This window comes from Mesorhizobium sp. M0047, from assembly GCF_040323315.1.
Classification (GTDB): domain Bacteria; phylum Pseudomonadota; class Alphaproteobacteria; order Rhizobiales; family Rhizobiaceae; genus Mesorhizobium.
The window spans coordinates 26,415-49,454 of record NZ_JAMYUW010000027.1 but is presented as its reverse complement, the minus strand read 5'-3'; the positions used below and the strand labels follow the sequence as shown (position 1 = coordinate 49,454).

The following is a 23,040-nucleotide window of genomic DNA, read 5'->3' as shown; positions in this document are numbered from 1 at the left end:
TGATATAGGCCGAATGTCGTCCCATGCAACTGCAAGTCAATGCCGTTGCTGACAGTTCTCGACGACGATTGCGGGCGTCGAGGCCGGGCACGCCGACGCCATATCGGGGGCCCTGCGGCGTTCCGCCCTGCGCGACGCGACGCCGCTTTGACCAGGCACGGCTCGCGCCCTATTCTTCCAGGCATTCGAAGCAGCCGGAGCCCACCATGGACCCGCTCGTCCTGTCGCGCATGCAATTCGGCGCGAATATCTCGTTCCACATCCTGTTTCCGACGATCACCATTGCGCTTGGCTGGGTGCTGCTGTTCTTCAAGCTGCGCTACAATGCGACGAATGATTCCGCTTGGATGCGCGCCTATTTCACGTGGGTGAAGGTGTTCGCGCTGTCGTTCGCCATGGGCGTCGTGTCGGGCGTCACCATGAGCTTTCAGTTCGGCACCAACTGGCCGGGCTATATGAAAACGGTCGGCAACATCGCCGGACCGCTGCTGGCGTACGAAATCCTCACCGCTTTCTTTCTCGAAGCGGCCTTCCTCGGCATCATGCTGTTCGGCTTCCGCCGCGTCTCCAACCGCATCCACACGCTGGCGACGGTGCTGGTGGCGGGCGGCACCACCGTCTCGGCCTTCTGGATCATCGCGCTCAATTCCTGGATGCAAACACCGGCCGGCTTCGAGATCCGTGACGGCGTGGCGCATGCCGTCGACTGGTGGGCGATCCTCTTCAATCCATCGATGCCCTACCGGCTGACCCATATGCTGCTCGCCTCCGGGCTGACGGTATCATTCCTGATATCGGGCCTGTCGGCGCTGCGCTATCTCAACGGCGACCGCTCGGAATCGATGTGGAAGGCGCTGCGCACCGGTGTCTTCACCGCGGCAATCCTGATCCCGATCCAGATCTTCGCCGGTGACCAGCATGGGCTGAACACGCTGGAGCACCAGCCGCAGAAGATCGCCGCCATGGAGGCCAACTGGAACACCGGCCCCAACGTGCCGCTGGTCCTTTTTGCGCTCCCCGACGAGGCGGCCCGCGAAAACAAATTCGAGATCGCCATTCCCGACGGCGCCAGCCTGGTGCTGCGGCACTCGACCAGCGGCGTGGTGCCGGGCCTCAACGATTATCCCGGAAACCATCCGCCCGTGTTTCCGGTGTTCTGGGGCTTTCGCATCATGGTCGGAACCGGCATCCTGATGCTCCTCGTCTCGTGGTCGGCCGCCTTCTTCCTCAAGCGTCGGCACAGCCTGCCGAACCCGCTCGCTTTGCTGATGGTGCCGATGGCGCTGTCGGGCTGGCTGGCGACGCTGGCCGGCTGGTACACCACCGAGATCGGCCGCCAACCCTGGCTGGTGACCGGCGTGCTGAAAACCGCCGATGCGGTCGGCCCGGTGGCTGGCAGCCACGTCGCGCTGACGCTCGCTATCTACCTTGTCCTCTATGTGCTGTTGCTGATCGCTTTTCTCGGCGTGCTGGTGCACCTGGCGCTGAAGGCGGCGAAGGATGGCGATAACTCGCCGCTGCCGGGCGTGCTCAACGCGCCGATGTCGCAGCCGGCCGCGGGGGAGTAAGAAAATGACCTTCGACTGGCCAACCGCGCTCCCCCTCATCTTCGCCGGTCTGATGGGCCTCGCCATCCTGATCTACGTCATTCTCGACGGTTTCGATCTCGGCATCGGCATCCTGTTCGCCGCGGCGCAGGATGCCGAGCAGGACACGATGATCGCGGCGATCGGCCCGTTCTGGGATGCCAACGAAACCTGGCTGGTGCTGGCCGTCGGCCTGCTGCTGGTCGCCTTCCCGCAGGCGCATGGCGTCATCCTGACCGCGCTCTACATTCCTGTGTTCGTGCTTCTGGTCGGGCTGATCCTGCGCGGCGTCGCCTTTGATTTCCGCGCCAAGGTGCCGACCGAGCACAAGCACCGCTGGAACCGTATTTTCTTCCTGGGTTCCATTATCGCTTCGCTGGCGCAGGGCTATATGCTGGGCGTCTACGTGCTCGGCCTCGATGTCGGCTTCGGCGGCATGGCGTTTGGCGTGCTGGTGGCTTTCTGCCTGGCCGCGGCCTACGCGGCGATGGGCGCGGCCTGGGTGATCTACAAGACCGAGGGCGAGTTGCAGAAGAAGGCGGTGCGCTGGCTGCGCACGACGCTGGTGCTGACCGCGCTCGGCATGGTCGCCATCTCGCTGGCAACGCCCCTCGCCAGCCCGCGCATCTTCGACAAATGGTTCGTCTGGCCCTCGATGCTCTATCTGTCGCCGCTGCCGATCCTGTCGGCGCTGCTGTTTCTGTGGCTGTGGCGGCAGACATTCCACCTGCCGAAGCCCGACGACCGCCATTCGCTGACGCCGTTCCTGACGCTGGCCGCGATCTTCGCGCTCGGCTTTGCCGGGCTGGCCTGGTCGTTCTATCCGTTCGTGGTGCCGGATCGCCTGACCATCTGGCAAGCGGCCTCGGCACCGGAAAGCCTGGCCATCATCCTGGCCGGCACCGTGGTCGTGCTGCCGATCATCATCTTCTATTCGTTCTATGCCTACCGCGTGTTCGGCGGCAAGGCGACGGATTTGACGTATGATTGAGCGCCCAGCGGCGCACGCCAGCGCGAGGCGCCCCTCTCTGGCCTGCCGGCCATCTCCCCCTCAAGGGGGGAGATTACGCGCTCAGCCGCTTTCGCCAACTATCAACGCAGTAAGGTGAGTGGAACAGCGAAGCTGCCGATCTCCCCCCTTGAGGGGGAGATGGCCGGCAGGGCAGAGGGGGGTGCTTCGCGCCGACGTTTCGAGAGAACTCAATTGCTCGCCGACAGCACCAGCACCGGCTTTTCGCTGTACAGCGCCGGGAACAGCGCCTTCAGGTTCGCCACCTTTGGCAGGTCGTTGTAGACGATGTAGGGATAGTTCGGGTTCAGCGTCAGGAAATCCTGATGATAATTCTCGGCCGGATAGAAGGTCTTGCCGGTTTCCAGCGTGGTGACGATCGGCTCCGGGAAGACCTTGGCCTGGTCGAGCTGGGCGATGTAGCTCTGCGCGATCTTCTTTTGCGCATCGTTTTCGGCAAAGATCGTCGAACGGTACTGCGTGCCGGAGTCCGGTCCCTGGAAATTCAGCTGGGTCGGGTTGTGAGCGACCGAGAAATAGACCTGCAGCAGCTGGCCATAGGTCACTTTGGACGGATCGTAGGTGATTTCGACGGATTCGGCGTGGCCGGTGCGGCCTGTGCCGACGGTCTCGTAGACGGCGGTATCCTTGTCGCCGCCGGTGTAGCCGGAGACGGCCTTGGTCACACCCTTGACGTGCTGGAAGACGCCCTGCACGCCCCAGAAGCAGCCGCCGGCGAAGATTGCCTTTTCACTGCCGGCCGCCGCCTTTTCGTCCAAAGCCGGCGGCGGGATCTTCACCGCGTCCTCGGCAGAAACCGCCGGCGTCAGCCAGAAGGCGGCGCCCGCGGCGGCCAGCGCAAGCGCGGCGAGCGCGCCTTTGACAAAGCCAAGCGAACGGTTTGGTGTCTTGATGTCGGTCATGGTTGCACTCCTCATGGCTTCCATTGGGATCAGTCTATTGGATCAGGGACGGCGGCGCGACGCATGAGTTGCGGCGGGGCTCACATTCGCGTGCGCCGCCGGCAATCTGCCTAGTTGGCTGGCTTCATGGCATCGGTTGCCGGTTTCATCGCGTCAACCGCCGGCTTCATGGCGTCGGCGGCCGGCTTCATCGAATTGGTGGCCATCGGGTCGGCGGGCTTCATCGCATCGGTTGCAGGCTGCATGGCGTCCGCGGCCGGCTTCATGGCATCGGCGGCGGGTTTCATGGCATTCGCGGCCGGCTTCATCGCATTGATCGCGTCGTCGGCACGGGCGATGCCGCCGGCAAACAGCGCCGTCGAGCACAGAGCGAAAGCGAGGGCCGGCAGCGTCAGGCGAAACAGAGTGGTCATGATGGTGGTCTCCTTGGGGTTGGTCGTGGGGCGCGCTGTCTTGGCGGCCGTTCTATGCGGCGCCGCGCGTGCGGCGTTTGCGCAATCTCTCTTGAAGCGTGATCTAGTTGGTCGCGGCGGCCAGGATCGGCCCGCCGCCTGGCGACTGGACGAGCACGGCGGTGCTCAGGCCGTCCGAAGCCGGCGGCAGATCAAGCGCCGCAGCGGCGCCGGTCCAGCTGCCGAGTTTCTTGAGCGAATGCACGACATTGGCATGCGGCAAAGTGCGGCCGGTGTTTTCGCCGCGCGCCACCGGCACCTGGACGACGCCCCTGAGATAGCGCACCAGCCAGACATCGGCCCTGCCGCCAGGCACCGAGCCGGCGCCGATGCTGACCTTGCCGTGGTCGATCGACAGCGACGGGCCGCTGATGCGGCCAGTGCTTGCGATCAGCTTTTCGATCTCACCGGATGCGGCGCCGACGACATCGGCATGGCCGTTGACCACCACTTGCGGCGTGAACGGGCCGTCATGGCCGAGCGGCGGCTCGTAGCTGACCTGGCGCTGGGTGAATTCCTGGCGGCCGAATGTGTCCTTCCAGCCGAGATAGTCCCAGTAGGTGACGTTGAAGGACAGCGCCAGCACGCCGGGCTGGTCCTTGACCTTGATCAGATTGGCGTTGGCCGGCGGGCAGGACGAACAGCCCTGGCTGGTGAACAGCTCGACCACGTTGAGCGGCCGGGCAGCGGCCGCGCCGAGCGACACTGCCAGCGCAAGCGCGCAAAGGCTGGACAGTGTTACGAACTTGCTGGACCCCGACATTCGGCTTGCTCCGTGGGCGCCGGCGCCTGGATGCGCCGCTCATGTCCCCACTTCGCCGCTGTCTGCCGCTTCGTTACAGCGCTCACCGGTTTGTGATGAGAGTTCGGGAGATTCCAGGGAAGGCCGGAGGGACAGCACCCCCCTCTGGCCTGCCGGCCATCTCCCCCGCAAGGAGGGAGATCGACCCTCATCACGGCTTTCGCCAATCACCAAACTTCGCGAGAGGAGCGCGGCCAACGAAGCTGCCAATCTCCCCCCTTGCGGGGGAGATGTCCGGCAGGACAGAGGGGGGTGCAAAGGATCGCCAGGCCTCATAAGCCCGCAGGGCGTTGAGCCTTCAACCTCTACTGCGTCAGCACCGTGTTGTTGGGCCGCTTGTTGAAGTCGCACTTGCCGGTCACGTTGTAGAAGAAGTCGGCGTTGCCGACTGGCGCCGGAACCGAGTTGCCGCCGTCCTCCCAAGCCTGGTAGCCGGTTGAGCCGCAGGGCACGGCGCCGAAGATATCGACGACCTGGCCGGTCGCGATCTCGGACGGAAGGACGTCCTTGCTTATCGAGCTGTAGAGCCGGTTGGACGTGGCGGGATCGTTCGAATAGAGGTCTTGCGGGTTGCCCGATGGCACGTGCATCTGCAGATAGAGCCCGGCCATCTGGCTGACGTCGATCGACGCACCGGCGGTGCTGCCAGGAGACATCGTGTCGACACAGTAATATGTCGTGCCAAACTTGTCGGTGTTGAGCGTGACCCCGGTGGGCGCCTTTTTGCCGACTTTGCAGACCTGCGTCTGGGCCACCGTGGGGACGCCCAAACTGTCGATTTTGCTGACGGTGGTGGTGCCGTAACCTTTGGGATCTGTGCCGCCGCCGTAGACGTAACTGATCGTCATCAGCGGCTTGCCCTTTGCGGCACCGAACATCGTGCCGTAGAGCGTCATTGTCTTGTTCCAGTAACCCGACACACCGGTGACCTTGAAGGTCGCCTCCACCAACGCCGGCGTCTTGCTCACCGCCGATGAGACGCCGATCGCCACCGTGGGGATCCTGGCGATCTGCATGAAAACGGTCGGCATGGGGAAACTCGCCGTGGCCTGCGCCGTGGCGGTGCCGTTGGCGCTGACATCGAAAGTGTTCAGCGTCGCGGTGCCCTGTCCGCCATTGGCCAAGTAGGAAGCCTGCATCGCCACCTGGCGCTGCGCCTTCGTCGAGGCGGTATCCATCGTGGTGATCGACAGGATCGCGGCATCGAGCGCCGCCTGCTCGGTCGACCTGGTCTGGACCGCCGAGGTGTAGTCGACCGAAAAACCAATCGCGGTGATCAGCGGAATCATGACGAGAACGAGTATCGGTGCGAACGCGCCGCTCCGCGACCCGATAAACCTGCCTGCCAGCCCCCGCATGCCTTGATCCTTATATCGGAATATCCTCACCGGCTAACATGTCAGTCCACAATTATGCTCTAACGGACTTGGTTAATGTTTATTGATTTTCGCGAAAGCGCGTAATGAGCGACAAGCGCCGGCGGCACTTGCTCTGCAACGGGCCGCAACGCTCGCCCCGGCAGTGGCTGTGCCGCTTGCCGCAGCAAGCCGCCCCTGCTAAACGCGCGCCATGAGCACTCCCCTCGACCACATCCGGAATTTCTCCATCGTCGCCCATATCGACCATGGCAAATCCACGCTTGCCGACCGGCTGATCCAGCTGACCGGCGGGCTGGAGCTGCGCGACATGAAGGAGCAGGTGCTGGACTCGATGGACATCGAGCGCGAGCGCGGCATCACCATCAAGGCCCAGACGGTGCGGCTGAAATACCGCGCCAACAATGGCGAGGACTATATCCTCAACTTGATCGACACGCCCGGCCATGTCGACTTCGCTTATGAAGTGTCGCGGTCGCTGGCCGCCTGCGAGGGCTCGCTGCTGGTCGTCGACGCCTCGCAAGGGGTCGAGGCGCAGACGCTGGCCAATGTCTACCAGGCGATCGACAACAACCACGAGATCGTCGTGGTGCTGAACAAGGTCGACCTGCCGGCCGCCGAGCCCGAGCGCATCCGTGAGCAGGTCGAGGAGGTGATCGGCATCGACGCTTCCAACGCCGTGCTGATCTCGGCCAAGACCGGGCTTGGCATTCCCGATGTTCTCGAAGCCATCGTCCACCAGCTGCCGCCGCCGCGCGAGGGCGATGCTTCAGCGCCGCTGAAGGCGATGCTGGTCGATAGCTGGTACGACGCCTATCTCGGCGTCATCGTTCTGGTGCGCATCATCGACGGCGTGCTGAAAAAGGGCCAGACCATCCGCATGATGGGCACCGGCGCCAAGTACCTGGTCGAGCGCACCGGCGTGTTCACGCCGGCGCGCATCAATGTCGACGAACTCGGCCCCGGCGAGTTCGGCTTCTTCACCGGTTCGATCAAGGAAGTGGCCGACACCCGCGTCGGCGACACCATCACCGAGGACAAGCGCGCCACCGCCAAGGCGCTGCCCGGCTTCAAGCCGGCGCAGCCGGTGGTGTTCTGCGGCCTGTTCCCCGTCGACGCCGCCGATTTCGAGGATCTGCGCGCCGCGGTCGGCAAGCTGCGCCTCAACGACGCTTCTTTCTCTTTTGAAATGGAAACCAGCGCGGCGCTCGGCTTCGGTTATCGCTGCGGCTTCCTTGGCCTGTTGCATCTGGAAATCATCCAGGAGCGGCTGGAGCGCGAGTTCAACCTCGACCTGATCGCCACGGCACCCAGCGTCGTCTACCGGCTGCTGCTCAACGACGGCTCGATGAAGGAACTGCACAACCCGGCCGACATGCCCGATTTGGTGAAGATCTCGGCCATCGAGGAGCCGTGGATCCGCGCCACCATTTTGACGCCCGACGACTATCTCGGCGGCATATTGAAACTCTGCCAGGACCGGCGCGGCATCCAGGCCGACCTGTCCTATGTCGGCAAGCGCGCCATGCTGATCTACGATCTGCCTCTCAACGAAGTCGTCTTCGATTTCTACGACCGGCTGAAGTCGATCTCCAAGGGCTACGCTTCGTTCGACTACCACCTCACCGACTACAAGGAGGGCGACCTCGTCAAGATGTCGATCCTGGTCAATGAGGAGCCCGTCGACGCGCTCTCCATGCTGGTGCACCGCACGGCGGCCGAAAAGCGCGGAAGGCAGATGTGCGAGAAGCTGAAGCAGCTGATCCCGAACCATCTGTTCAAGATCCCGATCCAGGCCGCGATCGGCGGCAAGGTCATCGCCCGCGAAACCATCTCGGCGCTGCGCAAGGACGTCACCGCCAAATGCTACGGCGGCGACGTCTCGCGCAAGCGCAAGCTGCTGGACAAGCAGAAAGAAGGCAAGAAGCGGATGCGCCAGTTTGGGAAGGTCGATATCCCGCAGGAGGCGTTTATTCAGGCGCTGAAGATGGGGGATTGAGAAGCCGATTGGCGCGCGAAGCGCGCCAATTCATCGATCCGGTGGATCGATGGCAGGCTTCGAAAGCGGTGGAGTTGCCGGGGGCAATGTGCCCCGCTAGCGATGCGTTGACGCAGAGCGGTGTAGATTACTCTCCAGGAGGCGGCGCCCAGGCTATCTGGGCACCGAGCGCTTTTTTGAATGTTCCAGGGTCCCCGCGCTGTTGGCATCGGCACGCGGAGATCACGTTTGTACGAATACGTACCGATGGCCTTGGCTTGGTTGCTCGTGCCGCGATGGGGCGCTACAAAAATCGGGCGGCGGACCTCGGTTCGCCAGTGGCCGACGCGGGCTCAGGCAACTGTCTCACCGGCATTCGCGTCGGCCACTTCTCGACCGCAGGCGAGGGCGTGACAAGGCCGGATCGCCCGAGGGCAGACACGTCTCGACACTTTCTCCGTTTTCCGCTTCGCGCTACCCCTTTGAGAACGTTCCGCCCAGGAGTATCCTCAGCAGGGCTTGGGGGAGATTTCAAATGCGTTCCAACCCGCTGGACATCGTTGCCGCGACCGGCCTGGCCATCGGTGGCGCTTTCGGGCTCGCCGGCACTTTCGTCGCCAGCGCCGAACTGCGCGAAACGCTGTGGACGATCGACGGCGTGGCGCTGGTGGTGGCGACCGCGCTGCTGACGATGAAATACCAGCGGCTGGGCAATGACTGCATAGCTGCCGGATTCCTGACCTTCCTCGCCGGCGAGAGCCTGCTGCTGGCCGGCAATGCGGCAGGGCTTGAGGCCAGCGTGCCCTCCTATGTCGGCGGCATCTCGCTGTGGGCGGCCGCACTTGTCATGGTCAGCGCGCCGAAAACTTTCGCCCTATGGATGCGGCTCACAGCGCTCGTGGCCGCAGGGCTGTTTGTCGTCTCGGTTTGCATGATCCTGTGGGGCGCGCGCCTACTGCCGACCTCGTCGCCGCTGCCCGCCGCCGGCTATCCGTTCCTGGTGCTGACCTTCGTCGGCTGGATCTGGACTTTGGTGAAGACCGAGAGGTGAACGGGTCGGCGCGTCTTCCCTTCTCCGCGGTGGGAGAACGGAAGACCAACGCTGGCGCCGCCCCTCATTTGGCTGCCGCCACTCGTCGTTCGAAAAGCCAAGCAGTTGGCTTTTCGTCCGCTACGCGGACCACTCCTCAACTCCCCGTAAACGGGGCGAAGGACGCTGTCATCGCTGCTTTCGCCAATCACCAGCGTTGCAAACCGAAAGGCCGGCGTTGCGGCCGGAAAGCCGTTTCCGGAGGGGCTGCGCCGCCTTGTGATGGTCGGGCCGTAGGCGCTGCCTAGTTCCTCGCCCCACGATGTGGGGAGAGGTGGCCCGGCGAAGCCGGGACGGAGAGGGGCCTGCGCGACGTTGGGAGGTCTATCGCCTGAAAGCGCCCGATGGAATTTATCGTTCGGCTCTTACCCATCATGCGGCTTTGATATTGCGGAGGGCGTCCCCCTCTCCGTCCCGGCTTCGCCGGGCCACCTCTCCCCCACTTCCGTGGGGGCGAGGAACCCAAGAATGGCGAAGGCTCAACTCTCAATCCACACCTTCTCGAAGTGCTGTTCCAGCGCCTGGTGCTGTTCGCAACCCTCCACACCCTTGCGGTACGTCCGGTAGACCGAGCGCCAGTACGGTTGGATGATGATGCCTGAGTCGCGCAAATTCTGCTCGATCTTGGCCATGATCTCCTTGCGCGCCTTGGCGTCCGGGGTTGCCAGCGCCTTGTCGAGAAGCTCGTCGAACTCCTTGTTGGCGTAGGCGCTTTCGTTCCAGGCGGCGCCGGATTTGTACGCCAGCGCCAGCACCTGCACGCCGAGCGGGCGGCCGAGCCATTCGGTGCAGGAGAAGGGGTATTTGCTCCAATCGTTCCAGAAGGTGGCGGCGGGCAGCACGGTGCGCTTGATCTTGAGGCCAGCCTCGCGCATCTGCGCGCCGATGGCGTCGCCGGTGCTCTTTTGCCATTCGACATCGACGGAGATGAGCTCGAACTCATGGTCGGCTTTGCCGGCTTCAGTGAGCAGCTTCTTCGACTGGTCCAGGTCGCGCTTGGCCGGGCCGATATCGGCATATTCGGGGTGCATGGGGCCGACATGGTGGTTGTCGGCGGGCTTGCCGCGCCCGCCGAGGCCAAGCGCCAGCACGGCGGAATTGTCGACGGCGAGCTGGGCGGCGCGGCGCACCTTGACGTCGTCATAGGGCGCGTTGCCGACATTGAAGCGGGCGACGATGGTGGAGCCGGTAGCGATCTCGGAATTCTTGAGCCCCATCTGATCGGTCTGCGAGACGGCATCGGAGGCGGTCTCGTGGTCGGTATCGATCTCACCGGATTCGAACGCCGACAGCATGGCGTTGGGGTCGGAGCCGTAATCGACCCATTTGATGCCGTCGAGGTGGAATTCGCCCTTCCACCAGGGCTTATCCTTGCGCTTCACCTCGGCGCCGGTCTCGGCATCCCAGCTGACCAGCTCGCAGGGGCCGGTGGTGATGGCAAGCGCCTTCATCGGATCGCCGTCGCCCTCATAGGAGCGGTGCATGATCAGCGCGGGATAGTCGGCCATGCCGGCGATCAGCGAAATGTCGGGCTTGGGCAGATTGAGTTTTATCGTGAAGTCGTCGACCTTGGCGATGCCGCCGTCGACAACCTTCTTGGTGTCGGCATTGACCAGCGCGCCCATGCGCGCGGCGACCGAATTGCCTGCCACCGAGGCATCGCACCAGCGGGTGAGGTTGTGGACGACATCGTCTGCGTTGAAGGCGTCGCCGTTCGACCAGGAGATGCCCTTGCGCACATGCAGCGTCAGCGTCCTGGCGTCGTCGCTCACCTCCCAGCTTTCGAGCAGCCAGGGCTCGAAAGAGAAGTCGGTGTTCCAACGCACCAGATATTCGTTGCAATGGCGGGCGACGTTGGACATTTCGACGCCGTCGAAGGTGCGCGGGTCCTTGAAACCCTTGACGTTCATGGCGACGCGCAAGACGCCGCCTTTCTTGGGTTCCGCCGCGCGGGCAGGCGTGGGGGCCAGCCCACCCAGCGCCAGTGCGCCGGCGGCGCTGACACCAAGGCCGGCCATCAAGGCCAGATATTCGCGGCGGTTGATGCCGCCGCTCTTGAAGTCGTCGGCGACGGGTTTTGCCTGCGGGTGCAATTTGCGGTCGGTCAGCATGAATTTCATCGTCGTTCCCCTGTTGTTGGGCGCCCCGGCCGATCGACAGGCGCGGGGGACGGATGCGATCGCCGGGACGCCATTGCCTGAGGGAATGATAGAGCGGGGTGACGCTGGGGAGTGTTCGGTTTTCCGCAGTGATTGTGCGGTGCTCCGCAGGGGGAGTCGGCAGTGCGCTTATACTTTGCAGCCGCGCTGGGAGAGATGCGCCAACGGCGCGGCGCCAATCTCCCTCCTTGAGGGGGAGATGGCCGGCAGGCCAGAGGGGGTCGGCACGACGGGACGCGACCTCGTACTTTCAAAAAGATGATGCTAGCGCTCTACGTGCGACGACCCCCTCTGTCGCCTTCGGCGACATCTCCCCCTCAAGGGGGGAGATCACCCCGGCCCAGCGCACCAACCGCCGCAACAATCCGCGCAAACGCTTCCGCCGCGGCCGGCACAGTCGTGCGGGCGCGCAGGAAGCTGTGCACCAGCTTCGGCGCCTCGTGCCACCACGCCTTGCCGCCGGCGGCAAGTATCCGGTCGCGGTAGGTCTCGCCGTCCGACGACAGCGGGTCGCATTCGGCGGTAACGATCACTGTTGGCGGCAGGCCGGAGAAGTCGGTGTCGCGCAAAGGCTGGAAGGTCGGATCGCCGGGTGATTGCCGCCTGGCGGAGCGGACGTCGCGATAGAAGGCGATGTCGTGCAGCGACAGAAGCGGCGCTTCGGCGTGCTCGACATAGGAGCCGGCGGTCTCGTCGCCGCCGAGGTCGGGATAGATCAGCACCTGGCCGATGGCCGCACTGGCGTGCCGGCGGGTCGCCTGAGCCACGCCAGCCGCGAGATTGCCGCCGGCGCTTTCGCCGCACAGCACCAGCGGCAGGTCGGTGGCGGCGGCCGCCCATTCGAAGGCGGTGACAGCATCGTCGAAGGCTGCGGGGTGCAAATGCTCCGGCGCCAGCCGGTAGTCGACCGACAGCACGTCGAAACCGGTGCCGGCGCAGAGCTCGGCGCAGATGTCGTCATGGCTGTCGAGCCCGCCGAGGATGAAGCCGCCGCCATGATAGTAGACCACCATCGCCTTCGCGGCCGCGCCGGCGAGCCGGTAGCGGCGGATCGGGATGTCGCGGCCGGCCGCGGCGATCAGGCTGTCGCTGGCCGTGACGCCGGGCGGGCGGCCCTGATGGAAGGCACGGCTCATCCGGTCATAGACGGCGCGCTGCTTGTCGATCGGCAGGCCGGGCATCTCGGGTGGATACCAGGCGTTGACCGCGTCGATATAGGCCCAGAGCTCTGGGTCGAGCCGGGTTTCGTATTTGCCCCGAGTCATGCTTTCGGCAGTCATAGGTCTGCGTAGAGCGCGGCCGCGTTGTCGAAGGTGAAGCGCAGCGGCACCGAGCCTTCGACCTGCCAGGCGGTGACGGTCTCGCCCGCCAGCAGCCGGCAGGCGCCATCGGTGTCGGTGACGGCGCCGCCATAGAGCCGGTTGGCGAGGTTGAGAATGCCGGTCTGGTGCATGGCCGCGCTGCCGCTGCCGCAGGCATCCTTGACCAGCAGCACGCGAAAACCTTTCGCCACTGCGTCCTTCACCGAAGCGTCGATGCAGGCCTCGGTCCAGACGCCCGACACGACCAGCCATTCGATGCCGGCCGACTTGATGTCGCGCGCCGCCGGCCCCGAACGGAAGGCGCTGGCCTCGGCCTTGACCAGCAGCGCCTCTCCATCAGCCGGCGCCACCTCGCGGCAGATCTCAGTCAGCGGATCGCTCTTGTCGGAAAAGGCGGACTTGCCGTCCTCGCCGACCGGATGGAACGGCCGCTCCTGGCTGTCGAGGTCGACGATGTAGGCCCAGTGGTAGAGCGGCACATGGTTTTGCCGCGCCGCCGCCTGCAGGCGCTGGACGTTGGCGAGGACCGTTGCGTAGCCATCGACGAGGTAGCGCTTGTCCTGCCGGTGCTCTTCCTGCAGGTCGATGAAGATCGCGGCTGCGGTGCCGCGCTTGATGGCGATGGGGGTTTTCATGCCGCGCCTGCCTGATGCATGGGCGAGGCAGTCAAAGACCCTTTCGTATGCCGGTGGGACAGCACCCCCCTCTGCCCTGCCGGGCATCTCCCCCTCAAGGGGGGAGATCGGCCGTCGCGAATGCCTTCGCCAATCACCAAAACTGCAGGAAAAAGCGCCGTAGGCGACGCTGCCAATCTCCCCCCTTGAGGGGGAGATGTCCGGCAGGACAAAGGGGGGCGCCAGGTAACGAGGCGCTCATCGGTTGCGCGTATCAAACCTGCTTCTCCAGAAACTCGTCCTCATACGGGAAGCGCGACAGAAGCTCTGTACCAGTTTCGGTGATCAAGATCTCGTCCTCCAGCTTGACGCCCTCGCGGCCGCCCTTCTCGCCTATGTAGCTTTCCACACTCACCACCATGCCTGGCACGATATGGCCGTCGCGGCCATAGGTTTCGTAGTCCATGGCATGCGCGATGAACGGTGTCTCACCATGCATGCCGACGCCGTGCATGACCGAGGTGTAGCGCTGGTCGACGAAACGATCCGGAATCTTCCACGCCTTTTCGGCGATTTCGCGGAACGCCATGCCTGGTTTGACGATCGAAATGTTGTGCTGAACCTGGTCGTGCGCCATGCGGTAGAGCGACTTCTGGTAGGGGGTCGGCTTGCCCGGCCCGCAGCGGAAGGTGCGGGAAAAATCCGAATAATAGCCGTAGCAGCCGATCGTGTCGGTATCGAGCGCCAACAATTCGCCGGGCCGGATCTTGCGGCCGCTGGCCTCGTTGAACCACGGATTGGTGCGCTGGCCGGAGGTAAGCAGCCGGGTCTCGATGAACTCGCCGCCCTGGCGGATGACCTCGCCATACATGATGGCGAACAAATCGTTTTCGGAGACGCCGGGCTTGATCGCCTCGCGCACCGCATAGACGGCGGCCTCGGCGCCGGCCATCGACACCTGCAGGCATTTGACTTCCTCCGGCGTCTTGACGGCGCGCACCGCGAGGATTTCGCCCTGGCAATCGCGGACCTCGCAGCCGCGCTTTTCCAGGGCCAGCGCCTGCAGATGGCTGCAGCGGTCGAGGCCGAGCTTCATCGAGCCGCCGCCATGCTGCTTCAAAAGCTCGGCGATCTCGTCGGCGAACGGACCGGCGGTCTCGTCGTCGCGGCCCGACACCGACGACCACACGAGCTTGGAAGGGCGCGCCTCGTCGATCGTGTCGAGCACCATCGAGACATGGTAGCTCTGCGGGTATTCGAACAGCACGATCGGCCCGTCGGTGGGGATGAAGAAATAGCGGGTCGAATTGCGCAGGAAATAGCCGAACATGTTGCGCGAGCCGGTGGCGTAGCGCTGGTTGTAGGGGTCGAACAACACCACGCCGCCATAGCCGGCCTCGCGCATCCAGCCGCGCAGCTTGGCCAGCCGGCCTTTTCGCAAAGCATCGGCATCGATGAAGGACGGCTCGGTATCCGACAGCCACATGCCGCCCGCCGGATCGGCCGCCGCAGGGTGACGCATGCGGTCCTTGAAGTCCACGTCCTCGGTGCTGTCGGGATCGAATACGACGATGCTCATGGGTACGGCCTTGGCTGAGTTGCGAGGGATGAGCATGAGGCAAGCGGGGCAAGGGGATTGTGCGGAAAACCGCGTGTGTTGTGCGGGATGCCGCAGGAGCCTAATGCGGAACGCTGGAGGGACAGCACCCCCCTCTGGCCTGCCGGAGGGGGTGCTGTCCCGCTAACATCTCATCGCGTCAGCGAGCGCACCCCTAATGCCTTCTCGCCAATTTCGGCGGATGCCCATGCTCTTCGCGGAAAGCCCGGGCAAAGCTCGACATCGAGGCGAAGCCGCAGGCCAGCGCCACGTCGCGTACGGCGAGCGTCGAGTGCGCCAGGAGGTCGGCGGCGCGCTTCAGCCGCAAGCGCCGGTAGTAGCCATTGGGCGAAATGGCGAGTTCGGAGCGAAAGCTGCGCTCGAGCTTGTCGGAGGAGACGCCGAGCTTCGCGGTCAGCTCGGCCATGCCGAGCCGCTCTTCGACCGCATCCTCCATGATGGCGATGGCTGACAGCACCAACTCGTTGCGGACGCCGGTGCGCAGCCGCAGCGGCATCATCTTGCGGTCGATGCTGGAGCGCAGCTGGCTGTGCACGAACCATTCGGCGACGCCGGCGGCAAGTTCGGCGCCGTAATCGCGGGTGATGATCTCCAGCATCATGTCGAGGCTGCCGACGCCGCCGGCCGACGTAAAACGCTTGCGGTCGATGACATAGAGGTCGCGCCTGAGCTCGATGTTGGGGAAGGCCTCGGTGAAGGCGGCCTGGCTGGTCCAGTGCAAGGTGCAGGCGTGGCCGTCGAGCAGGCCGGCCCGGGCGAGGAAGAACGCCGCATCCGCCACCGCGCCGATATGGGCGCCGTTGCGCAGGCTCTGGCGGATCCAGCTCGCGGCGTCCTCGGCGACGAGGTGATCGGCATCGCCGCCCGAGCAGACGACGATGCGGTCGACCTTCGGCGCGTCCTCGGCATAAAAACCAGGCTGGATGACGACGCCGTTCGACGCCTCGACCGGGCCTTTTGTGCCGCCGACGATGATCCAGCGATAGCACGGCCGTTTCGCCAGGACATTGGCGGCGCGTAGCGGCTCGATGACGGAGCTGAACGCCATCATCGGAAAGCCGGGAAAGACCAGCACCGCGAAGGTGAGGGGTGTTTCGGTCGGTTTGGGTGGAGCGTGCGTGGCCATGGCGCGCTACACTTCGGGCAGATGCGGGTCGGGGTCAACGGCAATTGGCGAGCTGTGGTTTAATCTTGCCCGTCGCGCGGCGAAGAGACCTGTCAGATGTCGGCGGGACAGCACCCCCCTCTGGCCTGCCGGCCATCTCCCCCGCAAGGAGGGAGATTGGCAGTTTCAATGTCGCCGCTCGTCTTGCAACGTTAGGGGGAGATGTCCGGCTGGACAGAGGGGGTGTGAAGGATCGCTACAGAAACAAGTTTACCCTGCGCCGTAGCATCTTCCTCGCCGCGACATCAGGCCGCTAACCCCTGAGCGCCTGATCCAGATCCGCGATCAGATCATCGCCATCCTCGATGCCCGCCGACAGCCGCACCAGCGAATCCGAAATGCCGATCTCGTCGCGCTTCTCGGCGGGGATCGAGCCGTGCGTCATCAGCGCCGGGTGCTCGATCAGGCTCTCCACCCCGCCGAGGCTTTCGGCCAGGGTGAACAGTTGCGTGCGTTCGAGGAACCTTTTGGTGCCGGCGAGGTCGCGGTCGAGCACCGCTGAAATCATGCCGCCGAAGGCATGCATCTGCCTGACAGCGATCTCATGCTGCGGGTGGCTGGCGAGGCCGGGATAGATAACGCGGCGCACGTCGCGGCGCGCTTCCAGCCATTGCGCGATCTTGAGGCCGTTGGCGGAATGACGCTCCATCCTGAGCGCCAGCGTCTTCAGGCCGCGCAGCGCCAGAAAGCTGTCGAACGGGCCTGAAATGGCGCCGATGGCGTTCTGCAGGAATTTCAGCTGGGTGGCCAAATCCTTGTTGTCGCCGACGACGGCGACGCCGCCGACCATGTCGGAATGGCCGTTGAGATATTTCGTCGTAGAGTGGACGACCATGTCGATGCCGAGTTCGAGCGGCCGCTGGATATAGGGGCTGCAAAACGTGTTGTCGGCGACCGTGAGAACCCCCTTGCGCTTGGCAAGGGCGGCGACGCCTTCGAGGTCGACGATGCGCAGCAGCGGGTTGGTCGGCGTCTCGACCCAGAGCAGTTTCGTTTCGGGGCGGATGGCCGCCTCGACCGCGGCGAGGTCGGTGAAATCGACGAAGCTGACCTGCAGATTGGCCGAGCGTTTGCGCACCCGCTCCATCAGGCGGAAGGAGCCGCCATAGATGTCGTCGGTGGCGACGATATGGGCGCCGGAATCGAGCAGCTCCAACACGGTGGCGATCGCCGCCAATCCAGAAGCAAAGGCGAAGGCGGCCGAGCCGCTTTCGAGATCGGCCACCGCCCGCTCGAAGGCAAAGCGCGTCGGGTTCTGGCTGCGGGCATATTCGAACCCCTTGTGAACGCCGGGCGACTGCTGGCCATAGGTCGAGGTGGCGTAGATCGGCACCATCACCGCGCCGGTCAGCGGGTCGTGACTCTGGCCGCCATGGATGGTGCGCGTCGAGAAGGCCAGGCGGTTCTTGCCCGGTGGTGGTGTTTCAGCAGTCATCGTGCGCGCCTCAGATGATTGATCAGGTCGATGCGGGTTATCAGGCCGATGAACTCGTCGCCGTCGAAGATGATGGCGACCTCGTTGCGGTCGAATACCGGCAACAGCGCATCCAGCGTCTGGCTGGCCTGCAACGTGTGCAGATTGGAAGTCATGGCCGTGCGCACCGGACCGTTGAAGCGCTCCCAGCGGCCGTCATAGGGGCCGTCGACCTTGGCCAGGATGTCACTTTCGTCGACGATACCGACGAGCTTGCCATTGTCGAGCACTGGCAACTGCGAGACATCGGAGCGGCGCATACGGCCATAAGCATTGAGCAGGCTTTCGTCCGGGCCGACATAGACGGTGTCGCCGGTGCGGTGCGAGCGCATCACCAGGTCGCGCAGATCGCCATGCTGCTCGTGCTCGGCCAGGCCCTGCTCGGCCAGCCAGAAATCGTCGAACACCTTCGACAAATATTTGTTGCCGCTATCGCAGACGAAGGTGACGACCCGCTTCGCAGAGGTCTGCTCGCGGCAATAGCGCAGGGCGGCCGACAGCAGCGTGCCTGAGGATGAGCCGGCCAGGATGCCTTCCTTGGACAGGAGGTCGCGCACGGCCAGCATGCTCTGCTTGTCGGGAATGGAGTACGCCTTCTTGACCAGCGACAAATCGGCATTGGGCGGCACGAAATCCTCGCCGATGCCTTCCACTGTCCAGCTGCCGGCCGCTTCCATCTTGCCGGTCTTGATCAGCGGCGCCAGCACAGAGCCGACCGGATCGGCCAGCACCATTTCGGTCTTCGGCGAGACCTCGGCGAAGTAGCGGCCGAGCCCGGTCAGCGTGCCGCCCGAGCCGACGCCGACCACCACCGCATCGACATCACCGTCAAGCTGCGAAAAGATCTCCGGACCGGTGGTGGTTTCATGCGCCAGCGGGTTGGCCGGGTTGGCGAACTGGTTGGCATAGAAGGCGCCGGGCACTTCCGCCGCGATTTTTTCGGCCATGTCCTGGTAATATTCGGGATGCCCCTTGCCGACATCCGAGCGCGTCATGCGCACCTCGGCGCCGAGCGCGCGCAGATGCTGGATCTTTTCGCGCGACATCTTGTCGGGCACCACCAGCACGATGCGGTAGCCTTTGGGGATGCCGACCTGGGCAAGGCCGAGGCCGGTATTGCCTGCGGTCGCCTCGACGATGGTACCACCGCGCCGGAGCTTGCCCTCTCTCTCGGCGGCGGCGATCATCGACAGCGCGATGCGGTCCTTGATCGAGCCGCCGGGATTCTGGCTTTCGAGCTTGATGAACAGCCGGCATTTGCCGGTGTCGAACTTGGTCAGCTCGACCACCGGCGTTTGGCCGATCAGGTCGAGAACCGACTTATAGGGCGGACGCAGGCGCGACAACGCGTCGGCTGCGGCGATCTTGTGCTCGCTCATATCGATGCTCCATGACCAAGCGACCGCCTCGGGGCAGAGCGGTAGCGTGTCCTCTTTTCCAGCCCTTTGCTCTCGGAAAGAAGATAGATCGTGCCAATCAACCGGCCAGATGCGGAATGAAATTCCGGGCTGTGGCATGGTTAGAGGGGCACGCCCCCCTCTAGCCTGCCGGCCATCTCCCCCACGGGTGGGGAGATTGGCAGCCTCAGGGTCCCGCCCGCCTCCGAAAGTCAAAAATTGGCGAAAGCCGTGGTGACAGCCAATCTCCCTCCTGGTGGGGGAGATGGCCGGCAGGCCAGAGGGGGGCGCCGTAGAGCGAGGCCTTTGGCGGTCTACCCCAAAAGCTGGTTGCTCAACCTCGCACATTGGACGCGGATATCCGGAATGGCGTCGATCTCGAAGAAGGTGCCGCGGGTCAGCGGGCCGACGGCGAGGATCTTGTCGGACGCGCTGCCGTCGCCGGCGATGATCTCGCAATTGGCCGACACGTCGAGGCCGATGCGCAGCGGATCCGGCCGCGCCAGGCCGCGATCGACCAGCGAGCGCACGACGCTGTTCGACGAGGTGGAAATGTCCCTGACGATACCAGAGCAATCATAGATGCGTGCGACCTCGAATGTCTCGAGGCGCTGGGTGTGGCGCGACTGGACCTGGACGGTGAATTCATCGCCCTTGGCTATGTCGACGACGCGGCCGGCGATTAGGCGGATGCGCCTGGATTGCACGGCTTCGGTCACCCTCGCATAGACCTCGGGCGCCATGCGATGGCGATGGATGTCCCACCAGGCCTTGGTATGCTCGACAAAGCGGCGCTTGGCGGAAGCCGGCCAGTTCTGCCAGATCTTCTGGTTGAACGGCCGCAAGCCGTCGACGACGTCGCGCCAGTCGATCCCGGCCTTCTGGTTTTCCTTGATCAGGTCGCGGAACCAGCCGACGAAGTAGGACAATTGGGTGCCGAGCGGAATGTCGGCGACGTCGAGCTTGATCGGATTGCCCTTGCGATGCGGCGAGGGCAGCAGGCCGCGCCTGGACACCGCGATGATGTCACCGCGGTGGCCGCGCTGCTCCAGCGCCAGGAACGCGTCGACCATGCTGAGGCCGGTGCCAAGCACCATCACGCTCGCGTCCGAGGCAAGTGCGGTATCGGCCTCCGAGCCCATCCTGATGGCATGCCCTTGTGCCGGCTCCTCGTCATGGCCGGTCGCCAGCACGGCCAGATGCGCAACGACGCTGGTGCCATTGGCCAGCGCGACCTCGACACCGGAAGCGGTGGGCGTGATCGACAGGCTTTCCTCGTGGATCAGACGCAGGCGGCCGCTCTGCTTTTCGCGCGCTTCCAGATCGTCGAGCAACTCGCCGAGATAACGGGCATAGATGCTGCGCGGCGCGTAGACCGGCGCCTGGTCCGGTCTTGCCAGGCCGCGCTCCAGCAGCCAGCGCCAGAAATTGCCGGGATCGTCGGCATAGGCGCTCATGCCGGCGGCGCTGACATTGAGCACATGCGCCGACAGCAGCGTCGAATAGGCGATGCCCTGGCCGAAATGCGGGCGCTTTTCGATCAGCGTGACGCGCAGGTCCGGATTGGGCGATTTCAGCAGATGCGCGGCCAGCACGACGCCACTGGCGCCGCCGCCGACGATGATGATCGAGTTGGCGCGCCCGGTCATAAGCATGCCCGCAATGTGCGCGGCGCCAGTGTCAGGCCTGGACCTTCACGCCGACCGCCAGGTCCACTTCGCTCGCGACCGGAAGGTCGTCGAGGGCGATGTCGCGCATTTCGGCGAGGCTGCGCTGATCGAGCACCTCGGCGATCGCCTGCCGGACCTCGAGCATCAGATGTCGGACTTGGCATGTCGCCTCGTTGCAATCTTCACAGCGCTGGTATTGGGTGCGGCTGGCGCAAGGAATGGGCGCCAGCGGCCCATCGAGGACGCGCACGACATGGCCGACCTTGATCTCGTCGGCGGGGCGCGCCAGGCGGTAGCCGCCATCCTTGCCCTTGCGGCTCTGGACGAAGCCGGCATTGCGCAGCTCGCCCAGGATGGCGTCGAGAAACTTCTTCGGGATGTTGTTGCCGGTGGCGATGTCGTTGACGAAGGCGAGCTGTCCGGCCGGCAATCGCGCGAGGTGGACGAGCGCCTTGAGGCCGTACTTACCTTTTTTGGTGAGCATGAAATCAAAATTTCTCTGTCATGCGACGGCATGGAACCATCGGTTGCGCAACGCCTGGCACGCGTCCCCGCCGCGTCCAGACTGCCATGACACATAAATTCTAGTGACATGATGTACAAGCCGAGAAATGTTGATTTTGCTTCGTTTTCAAGCCGCTGCGGCCGTTTTAGCCTTACTTTGTGCCCTCGAAAGCACAAAAATGCCCTTTGAGACCAGCGGAATGGCAAACGGTCCTCCAGGGCCGGATGTGGCCGGCATCGACTGACGCGGCGGCGAAAGTCGATTCACACCGCTGACGATCATGGTGACGTGGTGGTCGCTCATCGCCGAATCCAACCCTCTCATGTCGATAAGAATACTATACTTAGCTTCGAACTCGCGGAACATGTTTTCGAATCGAGGCCTGTTTGGGGTATGGATTTGCCTGATGTGGATTGATGGGGGAATTTAGGTTCGTGATCGGCGGCGCAGAATTGAGAGGCCGGCGGGACGGCACCCCTCTGTCCTGCCGGACATCTCCCCCGCAAGGAGGGAGATCGGCTGTCATCCCGGCTTTCGCCAATCTCCAGCGTTGCAAGAAGAGCGGAGCGCCGAAGCTGCCAATCTCCCCCCTTGCGGGGGTGCTGTCCCGCCGGCATTAAAAAGGTTCGCCCTGTCGCGACGCCTGATGTTTGCCCGCCGCAGCCGCCCTATCCGCTTCGCCACCCCGCACCGACAGCTTTTTTCTAACAAGCCCGCCTTGCTTGGAAGGATTTAACTCTACAAGAACGATAGAATTAGCTGACTATCATGGGGCATTCCGGTTTTTCTCTTTTCAGGAGCCCTTCATGTCCACCATTTCGCGACGCATTGTTCTGCTCTCGTCGGCAGCACTTGCCGGTGCTGCCTTCCTCGGCCCGGCCCTTGCCGACGACCTCAAGATCACCATCGGCTACCAGACGGTGGTTGAACCCTCGAAGGTGCCGCAGGCCGACGGCGCCTATGAAAAGGCGACCAAGGCCACCATCGACTGGCGCAAGTTCGATTCCGGCGCCGATGTCATCGCCGCGGTCGCATCCGGCTCAGTCGATATCGGCTATGTCGGCTCGAGCCCGCTGGCGGCGGCGGCAAGCCGCGAGCTGCCTATCCAGACCATCTTCGTCGTCGGCCTGATCGGGCAATCCGAGGCGCTGGTGGCGCGCAACGGCGCCGGCATCGAGAAGGTCGCCGATCTTGCCGGCAAGAAAGTCGCCGTGCCCTTCGTCTCGACGACGCATTACAGCCTGCTCGCGGCGCTGAAGCATGAGGGCGTCGATCCAAAATCGGTCGAGATCCTCAATCTCAGGCCACCGGAAATCGCGGCGGCCTTTTCGCGCGGCGACATCGACGCGGCCTATGTCTGGGATCCGGCACTCGGCCAGATCAAGACCAGCGGCAAGGTGGTGCTGGATTCCTCGCAGGTCGCGGCCTGGGGCGCGCCGACCTTCGACGCCTGGATCGTGCGCACCGACTTTGCCGCAAAGAACCCCGAGGCTGTGCGCGACTTCGTCAAGGTGACTGGTGCGGCCTATGCCGAATTCCTCGCCAAGCCGGACGCCTGGTCGGTGTCGTCGCCGCAGGCGGCCGCGATCGCCAAGCTCACCGGCGCCAAGCTGGAAGAGGTGCCGCAGCTGCTCAAGGGCTATGTCTTCCCGACGCTGGAAGAGCAGGCTTCAGACAAATTCCTCGGCGGCGGAACGGTCAAGGCGATCGAAGCCGCGTCTGCCTTCCTCAAGGAGCAAGGCAAGATCGACGCCGTGCTGCCGGACTATTCGAAATACGTGTCGTCGAAATACGTCACCGAGGCGCTGGCGTTGAACTGAGGGCCTGACGCCAAACGAACGCGCGCGGATCTTCTTCCCAGACGCCGTGTGCTGACTGCCCCGGAACCGCCGACGAGGAG

Annotated in this window: 19 protein-coding genes; 5 read left to right on the top strand and 14 right to left on the bottom strand. The window is 64.2% G+C overall.

What is annotated here, in order from left to right:
* Nucleotides 1-206 precede the first annotated feature (206 nt).
* Entirely contained in the window at nucleotides 207-1,568 is a 1,362-nt protein-coding gene (locus tag NKJ89_RS23230) for a cytochrome ubiquinol oxidase subunit I (protein ID WP_352605930.1), read from the top strand.
* A gap of 4 nt (nucleotides 1,569-1,572) precedes the next feature.
* Nucleotides 1,573-2,577, top strand: coding sequence for a cytochrome d ubiquinol oxidase subunit II (locus NKJ89_RS23225; RefSeq protein ID WP_352486105.1), 1,005 nt, complete (start codon nucleotides 1,573-1,575; stop codon nucleotides 2,575-2,577).
* 209 nt (nucleotides 2,578-2,786) lie between these two features.
* On the opposite strand, the gene msrA is transcribed toward NKJ89_RS23225, so the two are convergent.
* The 4 genes from msrA to NKJ89_RS23205 all read right to left on the bottom strand — a co-directional run bounded on the left by msrA (nucleotide 2,787) and on the right by NKJ89_RS23205 (nucleotide 6,130).
* Complete coding sequence (gene msrA / locus NKJ89_RS23220; RefSeq protein WP_352605928.1) at nucleotides 2,787-3,518, bottom strand: peptide-methionine (S)-S-oxide reductase MsrA; 732 nt, start codon at nucleotides 3,516-3,518, stop codon at nucleotides 2,787-2,789.
* Nucleotides 3,519-3,628: 110 nt separating this feature from the next.
* Nucleotides 3,629-3,931 carry a hypothetical protein gene (locus NKJ89_RS23215; protein WP_352605926.1) on the bottom strand — a complete coding sequence of 101 codons (303 nt, stop codon included), beginning with the start codon at nucleotides 3,929-3,931 and terminating at the stop codon, nucleotides 3,629-3,631.
* Nucleotides 3,932-4,034: 103 nt separating this feature from the next.
* Nucleotides 4,035-4,733, bottom strand: coding sequence for a DUF1223 domain-containing protein (locus NKJ89_RS23210; protein WP_352605924.1), 699 nt, complete (start codon nucleotides 4,731-4,733; stop codon nucleotides 4,035-4,037).
* A gap of 344 nt (nucleotides 4,734-5,077) precedes the next feature.
* Nucleotides 5,078-6,130 (bottom strand): TadE/TadG family type IV pilus assembly protein, encoded by a 1,053-nt coding sequence (locus NKJ89_RS23205; RefSeq protein ID WP_352605922.1) that lies wholly within the window; start codon nucleotides 6,128-6,130, stop codon nucleotides 5,078-5,080.
* Between the two features lie 211 nt (nucleotides 6,131-6,341).
* Here NKJ89_RS23205 and lepA point away from each other — a divergent pair, with 211 nt between their 5' ends.
* Together lepA and NKJ89_RS23195 are read left to right on the top strand one after the other, a co-directional pair.
* Nucleotides 6,342-8,147, top strand: coding sequence for a translation elongation factor 4 (gene lepA / locus NKJ89_RS23200; protein ID WP_352605920.1), 1,806 nt, complete (start codon nucleotides 6,342-6,344; stop codon nucleotides 8,145-8,147).
* Nucleotides 8,148-8,661: 514 nt separating this feature from the next.
* Nucleotides 8,662-9,177 (top strand): hypothetical protein, encoded by a 516-nt coding sequence (locus tag NKJ89_RS23195; protein WP_352605918.1) that lies wholly within the window; start codon nucleotides 8,662-8,664, stop codon nucleotides 9,175-9,177.
* A 518-nt stretch (nucleotides 9,178-9,695) separates the two neighbouring features.
* On the opposite strand, the gene NKJ89_RS23190 is transcribed toward NKJ89_RS23195, so the two are convergent.
* The 10 genes from NKJ89_RS23190 to NKJ89_RS23145 form a co-directional block, all read right to left on the bottom strand.
* Nucleotides 9,696-11,336, bottom strand: a complete 1,641-nt coding sequence (locus tag NKJ89_RS23190; protein WP_352605916.1) for an ABC transporter substrate-binding protein — start codon at nucleotides 11,334-11,336, stop codon at nucleotides 9,696-9,698.
* A gap of 356 nt (nucleotides 11,337-11,692) precedes the next feature.
* Entirely contained in the window at nucleotides 11,693-12,640 is a 948-nt protein-coding gene (locus tag NKJ89_RS23185; protein ID WP_352605914.1) for an alpha/beta hydrolase, read from the bottom strand.
* A gap of 11 nt (nucleotides 12,641-12,651) precedes the next feature.
* Nucleotides 12,652-13,332 (bottom strand): isochorismatase family protein, encoded by a 681-nt coding sequence (locus NKJ89_RS23180; RefSeq protein ID WP_352605912.1) that lies wholly within the window; start codon nucleotides 13,330-13,332, stop codon nucleotides 12,652-12,654.
* Between the two features lie 253 nt (nucleotides 13,333-13,585).
* Nucleotides 13,586-14,890 (bottom strand): M24 family metallopeptidase, encoded by a 1,305-nt coding sequence (locus NKJ89_RS23175; RefSeq protein ID WP_352605910.1) that lies wholly within the window; start codon nucleotides 14,888-14,890, stop codon nucleotides 13,586-13,588.
* A gap of 193 nt (nucleotides 14,891-15,083) precedes the next feature.
* Nucleotides 15,084-16,055 carry a GlxA family transcriptional regulator gene (locus NKJ89_RS23170; RefSeq protein ID WP_352605908.1) on the bottom strand — a complete coding sequence of 324 codons (972 nt, stop codon included), beginning with the start codon at nucleotides 16,053-16,055 and terminating at the stop codon, nucleotides 15,084-15,086.
* 292 nt (nucleotides 16,056-16,347) lie between these two features.
* A complete protein-coding gene (locus NKJ89_RS23165) occupies nucleotides 16,348-17,529 on the bottom strand; it encodes a trans-sulfuration enzyme family protein (protein WP_352605906.1) in 1,182 nt (393 codons plus the stop codon).
* The gene (locus NKJ89_RS23160; protein WP_352605904.1) at nucleotides 17,526-18,947 is read right to left on the bottom strand and encodes a pyridoxal-phosphate dependent enzyme; all 1,422 of its coding nucleotides are present in this window, start codon (nucleotides 18,945-18,947) and stop codon (nucleotides 17,526-17,528) included. The genes NKJ89_RS23165 and NKJ89_RS23160 overlap by 4 nt, the downstream gene beginning before the upstream one ends.
* 332 nt (nucleotides 18,948-19,279) lie before the next feature.
* Nucleotides 19,280-20,614, bottom strand: a complete 1,335-nt coding sequence (locus NKJ89_RS23155) for an FAD/NAD(P)-binding protein (RefSeq protein WP_352605902.1) — start codon at nucleotides 20,612-20,614, stop codon at nucleotides 19,280-19,282.
* A 31-nt stretch (nucleotides 20,615-20,645) separates the two neighbouring features.
* Nucleotides 20,646-21,119, bottom strand: coding sequence for an RrF2 family transcriptional regulator (locus NKJ89_RS23150; RefSeq protein ID WP_023763085.1), 474 nt, complete (start codon nucleotides 21,117-21,119; stop codon nucleotides 20,646-20,648).
* Between the two features lie 147 nt (nucleotides 21,120-21,266).
* Complete coding sequence (locus tag NKJ89_RS23145; RefSeq protein WP_352605900.1) at nucleotides 21,267-21,506, bottom strand: hypothetical protein; 240 nt, start codon at nucleotides 21,504-21,506, stop codon at nucleotides 21,267-21,269.
* 440 nt (nucleotides 21,507-21,946) lie between these two features.
* On the opposite strand from NKJ89_RS23145, the gene tauA reads away from it, so the two are divergent.
* A complete protein-coding gene (gene tauA / locus NKJ89_RS23140) occupies nucleotides 21,947-22,960 on the top strand; it encodes a taurine ABC transporter substrate-binding protein (protein WP_352605898.1) in 1,014 nt (337 codons plus the stop codon).
* The last annotated feature ends 80 nt before the right edge of the window (nucleotides 22,961-23,040 follow it).